12 protein-coding genes are annotated in these 12,996 nt (G+C 71.6%); 3 read left to right on the top strand and 9 right to left on the bottom strand.

Translation table 11 applies throughout. The annotated features are described in order from the left end of the window. Positions 1-7: 7 nt before the first annotated feature. Complete coding sequence (locus CLV46_RS03930; protein WP_245866488.1) at positions 8-865, top strand: RDD family protein; 858 nt, start codon at positions 8-10, stop codon at positions 863-865. Positions 866-928: 63 nt separating this feature from the next. Here CLV46_RS03930 and ahcY read toward each other — a convergent pair whose 3' ends face one another. The 3 genes from ahcY to CLV46_RS03915 all read right to left on the bottom strand — a co-directional run bounded on the left by ahcY (position 929) and on the right by CLV46_RS03915 (position 4,155). Further along, the gene (gene ahcY, locus CLV46_RS03925) at positions 929-2,380 is read right to left on the bottom strand and encodes an adenosylhomocysteinase (RefSeq protein WP_100363569.1); all 1,452 of its coding nucleotides are present in this window, start codon (positions 2,378-2,380) and stop codon (positions 929-931) included. A 165-nt stretch (positions 2,381-2,545) separates the two neighbouring features. Further along, a complete protein-coding gene (locus CLV46_RS03920; protein WP_100363568.1) occupies positions 2,546-3,949 on the bottom strand; it encodes a phosphomannomutase/phosphoglucomutase in 1,404 nt (467 codons plus the stop codon). Beyond that, a complete protein-coding gene (locus CLV46_RS03915) occupies positions 3,946-4,155 on the bottom strand; it encodes a DUF3499 family protein (RefSeq protein ID WP_100363567.1) in 210 nt (69 codons plus the stop codon). Before CLV46_RS03915 ends, CLV46_RS03920 begins: the two co-directional genes overlap by 4 nt. A 43-nt stretch (positions 4,156-4,198) precedes the next feature. Between CLV46_RS03915 and CLV46_RS03910 the strand changes: the two genes are divergently transcribed. After that, a complete protein-coding gene (locus CLV46_RS03910; protein ID WP_100363566.1) occupies positions 4,199-4,636 on the top strand; it encodes a metallopeptidase family protein in 438 nt (145 codons plus the stop codon). A gap of 37 nt (positions 4,637-4,673) precedes the next feature. Here the strand turns inward: CLV46_RS03910 and CLV46_RS03905 are convergent, their stop codons facing one another. The 5 genes from CLV46_RS03905 to CLV46_RS16625 form a co-directional block, all read right to left on the bottom strand. After that, positions 4,674-6,281, bottom strand: coding sequence for a DUF5719 family protein (locus CLV46_RS03905; RefSeq protein WP_157802212.1), 1,608 nt, complete (start codon positions 6,279-6,281; stop codon positions 4,674-4,676). Beyond that, positions 6,274-9,087, bottom strand: a complete 2,814-nt coding sequence (locus CLV46_RS03900; RefSeq protein ID WP_100363564.1) for a glycosyltransferase family 2 protein — start codon at positions 9,085-9,087, stop codon at positions 6,274-6,276. The genes CLV46_RS03905 and CLV46_RS03900 overlap by 8 nt, the downstream gene beginning before the upstream one ends. Positions 9,088-9,170: 83 nt before the next feature. Continuing rightward, positions 9,171-9,488, bottom strand: coding sequence for a WhiB family transcriptional regulator (locus tag CLV46_RS03895; RefSeq protein WP_100363563.1), 318 nt, complete (start codon positions 9,486-9,488; stop codon positions 9,171-9,173). A 140-nt stretch (positions 9,489-9,628) separates the two neighbouring features. Continuing rightward, on the bottom strand, positions 9,629-10,591 hold the full coding sequence (gene galE, locus CLV46_RS03890; RefSeq protein WP_100363562.1) for a UDP-glucose 4-epimerase GalE: 963 nt from the start codon (positions 10,589-10,591) through the stop codon (positions 9,629-9,631). 10 nt (positions 10,592-10,601) lie between these two features. Beyond that, positions 10,602-10,742 (bottom strand): hypothetical protein, encoded by a 141-nt coding sequence (locus tag CLV46_RS16625; RefSeq protein ID WP_157802211.1) that lies wholly within the window; start codon positions 10,740-10,742, stop codon positions 10,602-10,604. Between the two features lie 82 nt (positions 10,743-10,824). Here CLV46_RS16625 and CLV46_RS03885 point away from each other — a divergent pair, with 82 nt between their 5' ends. Then, positions 10,825-11,778 carry a GlxA family transcriptional regulator gene (locus tag CLV46_RS03885; RefSeq protein ID WP_100365879.1) on the top strand — a complete coding sequence of 318 codons (954 nt, stop codon included), beginning with the start codon at positions 10,825-10,827 and terminating at the stop codon, positions 11,776-11,778. Between the two features lie 55 nt (positions 11,779-11,833). Here the strand turns inward: CLV46_RS03885 and manA are convergent, their stop codons facing one another. Beyond that, complete coding sequence (manA, locus tag CLV46_RS03880) at positions 11,834-12,949, bottom strand: mannose-6-phosphate isomerase, class I (protein ID WP_100363561.1); 1,116 nt, start codon at positions 12,947-12,949, stop codon at positions 11,834-11,836. Between the last annotated feature and the right edge of the window lie 47 nt (positions 12,950-12,996).

The raw sequence follows: 12,996 nt of genomic DNA, 5'->3' as shown, positions 1-12,996 counted from the left end.
TGATCGCATGGCCCGCCCGTCCGCGCCCGACATCGTCGACCACGTGGAGGAGCAGAACGAGCTCATGACCGGCGAGGCCGTCGGCCTCGACCTCCGCCCGACCGGTTTCGTGCTGCGCGCGGCCGGCGCGATCATCGACTTCCTCGCCTACATCGCGCTCTACCTCGTGCTGCTGTTCTTCATCGCCCAGCTCGTCGACGCGCTCGGCATCGACCCGGCGGCCGCCGCCGCGATCTCGCTCGCCACGCTCGTGGTCTGCATCGTCGTCATCCCCACCGCCGTCGAACTCACGACCCACGGGCGCTCGATCGGCAAGGTCGTGATCGGGGCGCGCATCGTGCGCGACGACGGCGGACCGATCGGGTTCCGGCACGCGTTCATCCGTGCGTTGACCGGCGTGCTCGAGGTGTATTTCAGCCTCGGCGGCTTCGCCGCGCTGTCCGGTCTGCTCAACCCGCGCGCGAAGCGGTTGGGCGACCTGCTCGCCGGCACCTACGCGCAACACGAGCGGCTGCCGAAGACGGACCCGCCGGTCTACGGAGTCCCGGTGCCGCTGCAGCAGTGGGCGCAGACGGCGGACGTGGCACGGATGCCCGATCCGCTGGCCCGTCGGATCGCCACGTTCCTCGGGCAGGCCGCGTCCATGTCGCCCGAGGCCCGCGCACGTCTCGCCCGCGATCTGGCCAGCGAAGCGGCCGCGTTCGTCTCACCCGTGCCGGAGGCCGACCCGGAGCTGCTGCTCGCCGGAGTGTCCGCGCTGCGGCGCGAGCGCGAGTCGGTGGCCCTCAGCGGACAGCACTCGCACCTCGAGCGCCTCTCCCCCACACTCGGCGGGATGCCGCACGGCTTCCCCGACCGCGGCTGACGCGGGGTCGCCGCCCCCGCTGGTCGAGTAGGCGCGGCGGAGCCCGCCGTATCGAGAACCCGATCAGTAGCGGTAGTGGTCGGGCTTGAACGGCCCGTCGACCTCGACCCCGATGTACGCCGCCTGCCGCGGGGTCAGCGTCGTGAGCTCCACGCCGAGCGCGTCGAGGTGCAGCCGGGCGACCTTCTCGTCGAGGTGCTTGGGCAGCACGTACACCTGGGTGTCGTACTGATCCCGGTGCGCGAAGAGCTCGATCTGGGCGAGCACCTGGTTCGAGAACGAGTTGCTCATGACGAAGGAGGGGTGCCCGGTCGCGTTGCCGAGGTTCATCAGCCGGCCCTCGCTCAGCACGAGGATGCTGCCGCCCTCGGGCCGGACCCACTCGTGCACCTGCGGCTTGATCTCGACCTTGCGGATGCCCGGCACGGCCTCGAGGCCGGCCATGTCGATCTCGTTGTCGAAGTGGCCGACGTTCGCCACGATCGCCTTGTCCTTCATGCCGAGCAGGTGCTCGACGGTGATGACGTTCTCGTTGCCCGTGCCCGTGACGAAGATGTCGACCTGGTCGAGCACGCTCTCGATGCGGGCGACCTGGTATCCGTCCATCGCGGCCTGCAGCGCGCAGATCGGGTCGACCTCGCTCACGATCACGCGAGCGCCCTGGCCGCGCAGCGCCTCGGCGGCACCCTTGCCCACGTCGCCGTAGCCGGCGACGAAGGCGACCTTGCCGCCGATCAGCACATCCGTGGCCCGGTTGAGACCGTCGGGCAGGGAGTGGCGGATGCCGTACTTGTTGTCGAACTTCGACTTCGTCACCGAGTCGTTGACGTTGATGGCGGGGAACAGCAGCTCCCCGCTGCGCGCGAGCTCGTAGAGGCGGTGCACGCCCGTGGTGGTCTCCTCGGTGACCCCCTGGATGCCCGCCGCGATGCGGGTCCAGCGGTCCGGGGCCGCCGCGACGGAGCGGCGCAGCACGTCGAGGATGACCCGCCACTCCGCGCTCGCCGACGCGTCCGGGTTCGGCACGACGCCGGCCGTCTCGTACTCGCGGCCCTTGTGCACGAGGAGGGTCGCGTCGCCGCCGTCATCGAGGATCATGTTCGGGCCGTCGACGCCGTGGGCGCTCCAGTCGAAGATCTGCTCGGTGCACCACCAGTACTCCTCGAGCGTCTCGCCCTTCCAGGCGAACACCGGCACGCCGGCGGGCTCCTCGGGGGTGCCCGCACCGACGACGATCGCCGCGGCGGCCTCGTCCTGGGTGGAGAAGATGTTGCAGCTCGCCCAGCGCACCTCCGCGCCGAGCGCGACGAGGGTCTCGATGAGCACCGCCGTCTGCACCGTCATGTGCAGGCTGCCCGCGATGCGCGCGCCCCTGAGGGGCTGCTCGGCGCCGAACTCCTCGCGGAGGGCCATGAGGCCGGGCATCTCGTGCTCGGCGAGCCGGATCTGGTGCCGTCCGGCCTCGGCGAGGCGGATGTCGGCGACCTTGTACTGCAGAGCGGTGAGCGTGGGCATGCGCCCATTGTCCCACCCGCCGCTGCGTCGCGCCCGGGGCACCGGCGGATGCCGGTCCGCGTCGAGCGGTTTCCCGTCAGTAGACGCCCTTCAAGCGCCGCCGAAGGGGCGCCTACTGACGGGAAACCGACCCGCGCCCGGCGCGGGAACGGCGGAGGCGGCGGGTCAGGCGCGGATGAGCGCGAGCACGCGGTCGCGCACCGACTCCATGACCTCGCGGGTCGCGGCTTCGGCGTTGAGGCGCAACAACGGCTCCGTGTTGCTGGGACGCACGTTGAACCACCAGAAGACGCCGTCCTGCTCGCCGCGCACGGTGAGACCGTCGAGCTCGTCCATCTCCTCGTGCGCGAACGCGTCGACGATGCGGGCGTACGCGGCCGGGATGTCCTCGACGGTCGAGTTGATCTCGCCGCTCATCGGGTAGGGCGAGAAGCGGTCGGCGAGGCTCGAGAGCGGCTCGGACTGCGATCCGAACTCCGCGAGCAGGTGCATCGCGGCGAGCATGCCGTTGTCCGCACCCCAGAAGTCGCGGAAGTAGTAGTGCGCGGAGTGCTCCCCGCCGAAGATGGCGCCGCTCGCCTTCATCTCGTCCTTGATGAACGAATGGCCGACGCGCGTGCGCAGCGGCTCCGCACCGGCGCGCTCGATCGTCTCGGGCACCGCGAGCGAGGTGATGAGGTTGTGGATGACGCGGATGTGTTCGTCCGGGTTCTGCGCCTGCACGCGGGTGATCTCGCGCAGTGCGACGATCGCCGCGACCGCGCTCGGGGTGACCGCGGCACCCTTCTCGTCCACGACGAAGCAGCGGTCGGCGTCGCCGTCGAAGGCGAGCCCGAGGTCGGCGCCGTGCTCGATGACGGCCTTCTGCAGGTCGACGATGTTCTTCGGCTCGAGGGGGTTCGCCTCGTGGTTCGGGAACGTGCCGTCGAGCTCGAAGTACATCGGCACGATCTCGATCGGCAGCGCCGGCAGACCGGCCGCCTCGCCGAGCACGGCGGGCACCGTCATGCCGCCCATGCCGTTGCCCGCATCCACGACGACTCTGATCGGCCGGATGCCCGAGAGGTCGACGAGCGACCGCAGGTACGCGGCGTAATCGGCGAGCACGTCGACCTCGCGGTGCGTACCCTCCTGCTCCACGCGGTCGAGCCCGCCGTCGAGGTACGCCTGCGCGCGGTCGCGGATGGCCTTGAGCCCCGTGTCGAAGCTGATGCCCTGGGCACCGGCCCTGCTGAACTTGATGCCGTTGTAGGTCGCCGGGTTGTGGGATGCGGTGAACATCGCGGCGGGAGCCTGGAAGGTGCCGCTCGCGAAGTACGTCTCGTCCGTCGAGCACAGCCCGATGGAGACGACGTTCGCACCGCGGGCGCGGGCGCCCCGCGAGAACGCCGACGCGAACTCGGGGCTCGAGTCGCGCATGTCGTGACCGACGACGACGTCCGTTCCGGCGGCGCCCAGTTCGTCGACGAATGCCGCTGAGAGAGCCTCGACCACCTCGCTCGTCAGCTGCGACCCGACGAGACCCCGCACGTCGTAGCTCTTCACGAATGGTGCGAGATCGATGCTCATACTTCCCCTACGACGACGTGACGGACGACGTGCCAGCCCTGCGGGGGCGACAGCCGCTGCGAGTGCTTCTCGCACAGATCGTAACTGTGCGGTTCGGCCGAGGGAGCGAGGGGCCCCAGCACGGCCATCGAGTCCGCGTAGTCGTAGGTGAGGGTGTTCACGGCGTCGTTGGTGCACGCCACTTTGCTGCACGGCCGGGAACTCATCGGAGTCAGACTATCCGCTCGACGCGCGGCCTAGGATGGCGACATGCCCCGAGCCGCTCGTCGCGCCGCGACCCGGGCGGCATCCCGCGATCGTCACGGTCGCGGCATCCGCTCGTCGGTCACCGGGCCCCACCTGCCTCCACTGCGTACGCGTCTTGACCTCTTCGAGTCCGCGATCGCCCAGGCGATCGAGTACCTGCGGGATGAGTGGCCGGATGAGATGGCGAACGTGCACATCGACGTCGCCGCGATGCCCGCCGTCTCCCCCACCGGCCGTTCGAGCGTGCAGCGCTGGTCGACGGTGCCGCGGGAACGTCGCGTCATCCTGTACCGGCTGCCGATCGAGCGGTTCGCGCGCTTGCACAAGAACGACGACTGGCACCGCCGGTCGTACATCGAGAGCTGCACGTTCCGCGCCGTCGCCGAGCTGCTCGGCAAGGATCCGTGGGACCTCGCCCCCGAGCGGTTCCGACACTTCTGACGCGACGGTACGTCGCGGGCACGGAGGGGCGGGCGGCTTACGGGTAGACGCGCACCGGGTCGGCCGACGCGGAGCGGGGCAGCACGGGGTAGGAGGCGATCGCCCCGTCACCCGTGATCGTCACGGCGGCGTACAACCCCTCCACGCCCGCGAGGGGCACCGTCGACCCGGCGGCGACGGGCACGCGCGCCGACGAACCGGCCGGCACCTCGACGGCCTGGCCGGAGACCTCCGCCGTGACCGCGTCGTCGGTGCGGTTGGCGAGGTAGAGGGTCGGAGAACCGCCGCGCGCGATCGTCACGAGCGCGTCGTCGCTGAGCGGCGGTGCCGCCGGAAGCCACCCGACATCGACCGCGCCGGTGGCACCGACCTGCGAGAGGCGCACGGCGCCGACGATCGGGGCGTCCGCCTCGACGTGCACCGTGTACGAGCCGTCGGTGAGGTTGTCGAGCGGCAGGTCGGTGACCCGACCGGCCTCCAGCGGCAGGTCGAACGACGCACCGGTCGTCGAGCCGTCGTCGGGCACGACGCTCACCCTCGCGGTGACATCGGCGTCGTCGGCGACGAACAGCCGCAACACGGTCTGCAGATCTTCGAAGCCGGCCTCGCCGATCCGCCCGGCGAGCGCGGCGGACCCGGTGACGGCGACGCCCGGGACGGTGAGAGAGGCGGCAGGGGCCGCTGTAGCGCCGACGAGATCGACGCCGCCGGCTTCGAGCCCGCGCACGATCGTCTGCTGGAGCGTGGCGACGACCTGCCCGCCGCGGCTCTGCACGTGCACGACAGGAGAGACCAGGTCGGGCGCGAAACCGGCGAGGGGAAGCACGATCTGTCCACCGGCCGGCACGCTGATGCCGGCCGTACCCGGGGCGGTGACCGGGCCCTGCTCTCCGTAGAGGGTGAGCGTGACGTTCGCCGCGACCGCGGTGGGATTCGTGAGGCCGATGAACGTCGTGCGACCGGTGGTCGTCGCGCCGCCCACGAGCCACGAGTCGCCGCTCGGCACACCGCACGCCGTCGCCGCGAACCCGCGCACGTCGGCGGTCGCCGCGCTCTGAGACTGCGCCCCGGCGACGAGGGAGGGCAGCCCGGGTTCGTCCTCGCTCGGCTGCGCGGTGAGCGCGACCGGTGCGGCACCGGAGATGTCGTCCGCCATGAGCCCGGTCTGCTCGAGGTCGCCGGTCGCATCGGCGATCGGATCGGCGCTGCCGAAGGCGCGCACCGCGGCACCCTCATCGCCCGCGTCGGTCAGTTCGACGAGCGGGCCGGGGCAGGCGAGACGCTCCTCGGTGGCGTCGGGGACCACGGCGACCGACGGCGGGGTGGTGCGGAGGCTCGGCAGCGGCAGCAGGGAGGCCCCGGCGATGAGGCCGGCGGCGGCCGCGACGGCGACGACGCCCGTGAGCGCGCGGGCGCCGACGAGGGCGAGGCCACGACGATCGACGGGACGCCGGACCGGCACCTCGACCGGCGTCTCAGGGGTGTCATCGGCGACGAAGTCCGCGGAGCCGCCGGCCACCGACGCCTCGGTCGTTCGCTCGTCGCTCACGCGCTCGGGGTGCGAGTCGGGCGCGCCGACGTGCTCGTCGGACGCCGACGCCTGCGCGCGGCGCTCGTCATCCTGGTTGCGAGGTTCCTCAGGCACCGTCATCCTCATCGAAGGTCGTGGCGGGATCGTCGATCGTCCCCTCGGAACGGCGGACTCGCCGGCGGCGCTGCGTGGGCACGGCGAGCAGGAGCGTCGCCCCGATGATGACGCCCTGCACGACGAGCACGGTCACGCCGTAGGCGGTGTCCGTGTTGCCGGGTCCGCGATCCGGAAGACCCGTGTCGTCGGCGAAGCGCCACAACAGCCCGCCGGTGGTCTGTCCGACCGGGGTGAACTGGGGGTTGGCGTCGAGCGCCTCCTCCATGCTCTGCGTGCGGCGCGGGTCACCGTCGGTCTCGAGCAGCACGAAGTCGAGTCCCCACGTGGCGAAGTCGGTGGAGGCGTCGAACTCCGCCTCGCTCACGAGGTTGCCGGCGAGCCGGGCGAGTTCCCGCTCGTCGTCGCTCGCTCGCGTGGAGGTGGCGGCGAGGGTCGACTGGTCGTCGAGGGTCTCGCCCTGTCCACGCTGCACGACGGCCGAGATGGCCTCGGGCGACTCCGCGGTCAGCACGAGGGTGCCGACTCCGGGGTCGGCCTCCGCCTCGGCGATGACGAAGGCGGGGAGCGTCGAGCCCTCGTCGGCGTGCACCGTCGCGACGCCGGTGAGGAGCGCGGCGAGCAGCGGGATGGCGACGAGGGGCGTCAGGAGGGCCGTGACGAGGGCCGGGCCGGCGACGGAGCGGCCGAGGGCACCGATGGCGAAGACGGCGGCACCGACGAGGCCGAGCCAGTAGAGGCTCACGCCGGAGCCGGCCCATACGGTCACCGGATGATCGGCGTAGTGGGCGAGCTCGAGGCGGGTGCTCGCGACCGCGGTGACGAAGCCGAGCGCCGCGAGCGCGAGGGCGGGGATGCTGCGAGATGTGCCGGGCAGGAACACGCCGAGCAGGGCGAGGGCGGCGAGGGCGAGCAGCAGTGCGGCGACGAGGACCGCGGCGGCGCCATCCGGGAGGCCGAGTGCGCCGAGCACGCGTGTCCACCCATGCAGGCCGAGTTCGGGCGCCCCGAGTGCGAGCTGCCAGGCCGGCGGCACGGGTTCGGCGAAGGGCCGGCCCGGGTCGGCGAGCAGGGCGAGCGGCGTGCCGCGGGCGAGCTGGTCGAGCACGAGCGGCGCCGCGAGGGCGAGCGCCGGGAGGGGCAGGGCGATGAGCCGATGGATGGCGCGGGGTCGCGCCACCAGCCAGGCGATCCAGGCGATCAGGAGCGCGGGGGTCAGCACCGGCGCGGAGACCACGACGAGCGCGAACACGAGACCGGCCCCCGCCGCGGAGGCCCAGGAGCGCGCCCCGTCGACGACGAGCAGCACGAGCCACGGGAGCAGCAGGTGCGCGATGACCGCTCCGAGGTGGCCGCTTTCGAGCGAGGCGAGCAGCGGCGGCGCGAACGCCCACAGCAGCGCCGCGACCGCGGGCCCCCATCCGCGCCGACTGAACCGCGCGGCGGCGAACCACGCCCCGAGCGCCGCGAGACCCAGGGACACGAAGTACAGCACCACCACCACGGTGGAGGGCTGCCACGGGCTGAGCGTGCCGAGCACGGCGAGCACGGTGGCGAACGGATCCGCCGCGCCCTCGAACCCGAGGCCGAGGTCACGCCAGCCGACGCCGATGTTCGACCACAGCTGCCCGACGGAGTCGGCCAGCGGCAGCAGCGCCCCACCCGCGACGGCCTCGGCTCCGAGCAGTGGGGAGAACACGATCACGCCGATCAGGAGCGCGAGGAGCACGATCCAGGCACCGCCGGAGGAGAAGAACTCGGGGCGGGGTGTGAGCGACACCTCGTTCTCGCCGCGGGCCCGCGACGCGTCGCGGCGTGCCGCACGGATCTCGCGCGCCTCGGCGGCGGGGATGCGCAGCGGTGCGATCGCACCCCACCCCATTCGACGTCCGCGACGCAGCGTGCGACGGGCGGCGAGCACACCGGTGCCGCCGAAGGCGACCGCGAAAGCGCTGCCGAGCTCCCCGGGCACGGAGCCGGGGCGTTTCGCCAGCAGGAGCCCGAGGGATCGGACGACGGCGAGGGGCACGAGGGCGAGCCAGAGCAGCGGCAGCGCCCACACCGGGGCGTACACGAGTCGCCGGTGGAGGTGCGCCGTGCGCACGAGCCGGTCGTGAGTACTCGGCGAGACGGAGGTGCGGCCGAAGAGTTCGGGACCGCCCGCGCTCTGCACGCGGGCGCCGGGCACGCCGACGACGCGGTGTCCGGCGAGGCGGGCCCGGATGCAGAAGTCGAGTGCCGCGTCGACCGCGGGCAGGCCGGGGTCGAAGCCGCCGAGCGCGTCCCACACGGAGCGACGCACGAGCATCCCGTCGGCCGCGACGGCAAGAACGTCGCTCAACCGGTCGTGCTGCCCCTGGTCGAGCTCGTTCTCGACGAGGGTGAGCGAGGCGCCGTAGGTCGTGACCGCCTCGCCGTAGCGGGCGATGATGTCGGGATCGTCGGCGCGCATCACCTTCGGGCCGGCGACGGCGACGCTCGGCGACACCTCGACCGTGCCGAGCAGGGCCGCGAGCGTCGTCGGTGTCGGCGCGTTGTCGTGGGTCAGCAGCCACAACCACTCGTCGTCGCCGCGGGCGTCGTCGGAGCGGAGCGCGAGCGAGATCGCCTCCCCCACCGGCTTCCGCCCGACCGACACCACCGCGTCGGTGGACTCGAGCCGGCGCAGGGTCGCATCGGATCCGCCCGCCTCGACGCCGACGAGTCGATCCGGTCGGCGGGTCTGGGCGCGGATCGCGGCGAGGGTGCGATCGAGGTACTCGTCCCCGTTGCGGGCGACGAGGATCGCTGTGACTCTCGGCTGCATCCCGTCGAGACTATGCGTGCGCAACGACCCGGCCCGTCAACGACGGGGGCAAGTCGCGCAATCGCCCGAAGGCTGAGCGGGGCTCAGGCGCGCTTGCGGAGCTTGCGGCGCTCGCGCTCCGAGAGCCCGCCCCAGATCCCGAAGCGCTCGTCGTTCTTGAGCGCGTACTCGAGGCACTGCGCCTTGACCTCGCACGAGGCGCAGATGCGCTTGGCGTCGCGGGTCGAGCCGCCCTTCTCCGGGAAGAAGGCCTCGGGGTCCGTCTGCGCGCACAGCGAGTCGGCCTGCCAGGAGAGCGGATCCTCGTCCTCGTCGGTGCGGCGGCGGACGCCGGGCACGCCGAGCTTGACGGGATCGACGAACCAGTCGTCGGGAACGCCACGTCGTTCGACCAGGCTCATGGCTGCCCTCCCCTCCCGTTACGCCCCCGGAACGGCTGGGGCGCTGCAGTAATTACACCGTTGTGATTACCCGTGAGTCAAGTCCGCGATCCTAGAACCCTGCACCCCGTATTGAGGGTTGCGGCACGCCGGGCGTGTCGTTAATGTGCCGCGGTACGCGCGACCCACGCGCTTTCGACCATCTCGCGCAACGAGTGCCGCATCCGCCACTCGAGATCACGCGCCGCGAGTTCGCCGCTCGCGACGATCCGCGCAGGGTCCCCGGCGCGGCGCGGGCCGATGTCGGGCTCGAACTCGATGCCGGTCACCTCGCGCACGGTCGACATGATCTGCCCGACCGAGATGCCCTCGCCGCCGCCGAGGTTGTAGGCGCGCTCGACGCTCTCTCCCGCATCCAGTCGCCGCGCCGCGGCCACGTGGGAGATCGCGAGGTCGGCGACGTGCAGGTAGTCCCGCACCGCGGTGCCGTCGGGGGTCGGGTAGTCGTCACCGTTGATCCGCGGCGTGCGCCCGGCGACGAGTGCCTCGAAGACGAGGGGGAAGAGGTTGTGGGGACTCGTGTCGTAGACGGACGGGTCGCCCGAACCCACGACGTTGAAGTACCGCAGGGAGGTGTGCCTCAGCCCGGACGCGACCTCCTGGTCGCGCAGGAGCCACTCGCCGATGAGCTTCGACTCGCCGTACGGCGACTCCGGGCTCTTCGGGGTGTCCTCGGTGACGAGGTCCACATCCGGTGTGCCGTAGACGGCCGCGCTCGAGGAGAACACCATCCGGTCGACGCCGCGTTCCTGCATCGCGCCGAGCAGCACCGCGGTGCCGGTGACGTTCTGCTCGTAGGTGTGCAGCGGGCGCTGCACCGAGACGCCGGCGTACTTGAAGCCGGCGACGTGGATGACGCCGGTGATGCGGTGCTCGTCGAGCACGTCGAGCAGGAGCCCGCCGTCGAGGATCGACCCGCGCACGAAGGGCACGTCGTCGGGCACGAAGCGCTCGTGTCCGCTCGAGAGGTCGTCGATCACCACCGCGCGGAGCTCGGCGTCGAGGAGGGCGCGCACCACGTGCGCACCGATGTAGCCGGCGCCGCCGGTCACGAGCCAGGTCATGGCTCCAACGCTAGCGCCGATCGACGCGATCCGGATGTGGGAGGCCGGCGCGCACCGGCACGCGGTGGTAGCCGTCTCGGGCGACCGAGACGACGGTGGCGGCGACGGCGACCGACGCCAGCAGCAGCAGGACGAGCAGGAGAGTGGTCATGGCAGTGACTCTAGGAATGGTGAGATCCGGCCACGAGTGGCAGACTGGACGATGTCCGACGATTTCCTGCCAAGGAGTGACCGTGCTGAAGACCGCCGCCCTGCTCGCCATCCCCGGCGTCGCCCCCTTCGAGTTCGGCGTCGTCTGCGAGGTGTTCGGCGTGGACCGCCGCGACACGGGCGGGCCGAGCTTCCAGTTCGACATCGTCACGGCGGATCCCGGTCCCGTGCCGACGAGCATGGGTGTCGACCTGTTCGTGCAGAAGGGCCTCGAGCACGCCGCCGGCGCCGACCTGATTGCGGTGCCCGCCCACGCCATCCGTGACGTCGACGAGCGCTACCTCGAGGTCATCCGCGACGCCGTCGACCGTGGGGCGTGGGTGCTCAGCGTGTGCAGCGGCGCCTTCACGCTCGCACAGGCCGGGGTGCTCGACGGTCGCCGGGCGACGACGCACTGGATGCACACCGACCGCTTGAGTCGCATGTATCCGAACATCGAGGTCGACCCCGACGTGCTCTTCGTCGAGGACGGCCGCATCGTCACGAGCGCCGGCACGGCCGCCGGTGTCGACGCCGCGCTGCACATCGTGCGCCGGGAGCTCGGCGCCGGCGCGACGAACGCGATCGCGCGCCGGATGGTCGTGCCTCCGCAGCGGCAGGGCGGGCAGTCCCAGTACATCCAGTCGGCCGTCGTCGAAAGCAGTACCGACTCACTCGCCCCGGTGATGGAGTGGATGCTCGAGCACCTCGACCAGGACCTCACGATCGACCAGCTCGCCCGTAAGGCGCTCATGTCGACCCGCACCTTCGCGCGCCGCTTCCGCGCCGACACGGGCACGACGCCCGCGGCGTGGCTCAACCGTCAGCGACTGCTCCGCGCGCAGCAGCTGCTCGAGCAGACCGACAACGGCCTCGAGTCGATTGCGCAGGAGACAGGTTTCGGCACCGCCGCGGTCATGCGGCACCACTTCCTCAAGGTGCTGCAGACCACGCCGACCGCCTACCGCCGCACCTTCGGAGCGCGCGCCGTCGGCTGACCCACCGTTCCCTGAGCCTGTCGAAGGGAACCACCGCGGAACAGGTGTCGTACCGTCAGAGCGCGGTGGAGGCGAGGAACACCGTCCCGTCGCCGGAGAACCGCACCGTGTCCTCGTCGGCCGAGAGGTACACCGAGTGCGATCGTGAGAGCTGCGTGGACGACGTGGCGCCGACGAGTGACACCTCACCGGACGTGCACAGCGCGATCGCCGGACCGGTGAGCTTCCACGTCGCCTCGAACGGACCGTCGTACTCGACGAGCACGAAGTCGGGCACGTCAGGCCGAAACACGCGCAGCCCGTCATTTGTGGTCTCCGGACGCAGGTAGGGCACCGGCAGCGGGGTGAAGTCGAGCACCGACAGCAGCTCGGGCACGTCGATGTACTTGGGGGTGAGTCCGCCGCGCAGCACGTTGTCGGACGCGGCCATGAGTTCGATGCCGAGACCGTCGAGGTAGGCGTGGATGTTGCCGGCCGGCAGGTAGAGGGCCTCGCCCTTCGTGAGCCGCACGCTGTGCAGCAGCAGCGAGATCACGATGCCCGGATCTCCCGGGTAGGCGTCGGCGAGGCGGCGCACGGTCTCGAACTCGAGTCCGTCGAGGTCGGCGGATGCGTCCACGACGGCCTGCACTACGGCGTCGACGCCCTCGCCGCGCGTGATGAGCCACTCGAACACCGGACGGAGGGCCGCGTCCCCCGCGAGCCGATCGCGGAGCGTGTCGATCGCGACGGAGTCGCCGAGCCGGTCGAGGGAGGCCCGCGTCTCGGCGACCGGACGGAATCCGCACAGCGCGTCGAAGATGTCGCTCACGGCGACGATGAGTTCCGGCTTGTGCAGCGGGTCCTTGTAGTTGCGGTGCGGCGCGTCGAGCGGCACGCCGGCGGCGTTCTCGCGATCGAAGCCCTCGCGCGCCTGGTCGAGCGTCGGATGCGCCTGCAGGGAGAGCGGCGACGCGGCGGCGAGCACCTTCAGCAGGAACGGCAGGCCGTCCGGCACGACCTCCCGCAGGTCCCCGGCCGCCTCGACGAGGCGCGCGGGAGAACCCGGGTGCGTGCCGAGCCAGAGCTCGGCCTGCGGCTCACCGGTGTGCTCGGTGCCGAGCAGTTCCGGGATGGCGGTCGTCGATCCCCAGGCGTAGTCGCGCGGGGTATTGGTGATCGCTACAAACATCCGTCGTCGTTCCTCCCGATGGCTTGGATCAAAGTACCAACGCGCTG

It is taken from the genome of Diaminobutyricimonas aerilata, assembly GCF_002797715.1.
GTDB lineage: Bacteria > Actinomycetota > Actinomycetes > Actinomycetales > Microbacteriaceae > Diaminobutyricimonas > Diaminobutyricimonas aerilata.
Note: the sequence above shows the minus strand (reverse complement) of the source record. Positions and strands in the feature narration are given on the sequence as shown.